Below are 518 nucleotides of genomic sequence, written 5' to 3'. Positions count from 1 at the left end.
AATCCGGCGGATATAGCTGCTGTCATGGGAGACTGTATGTGCCAGTTTGACAGGGAAGTAGTGTGTGTGGTCAATCTAAGGTCAGATTTAAAACCTATCAATGTGCATTTTGCAAGTGTTGGTTCTTTAAATGAGGCAATGGCACATCCGAGAGAGCTGTTTAAATCAAGTATCCTAAGCAATGCGGCAAGCATGATGTTAATCCATTGTCATCCATCCGGGAATGTATTCCCAAGCAAGGCAGACACGATGATGACAGACCGCATGAACAAGCTGTGTGAACTGATGGGAATACCGCTCATTGACCATATCATAGTCGGTGGAGACAATCGTGAATTTTTCAGTTTCAGGGAAAAAGGCATGATTGATAATCCTAAGATTACCCTGAGCACAGATTACCGGACACTTGATATCAAGTCACCGCTTGTAGCAGAGCAGGGAAAGGCAAGGTGAAAGCATGGATGGAAGATTTACGGATGAAGAGCTTGCCATAGCAAAGAGTGTTGACCTGTGTGCAG

General features: G+C 44.6%; 1 protein-coding gene. It reads left to right on the top strand.

Features of this window, described 5'->3' with window-relative positions; genetic code table 11:
- A partial coding sequence (locus H8700_RS10250) for a JAB domain-containing protein (protein WP_249305555.1) occupies nucleotides 1-453 on the top strand: 453 nt, incomplete at its 5' end.
- Nucleotides 454-518 lie beyond the last annotated feature (65 nt).

This window comes from Jutongia hominis (assembly GCF_014384965.1).
In the GTDB taxonomy this organism is placed as follows: Bacteria; Bacillota; Clostridia; order Lachnospirales; family Lachnospiraceae; genus Butyribacter; species Butyribacter hominis.
This window is presented reverse-complemented; position numbering and strand designations above follow the sequence as displayed.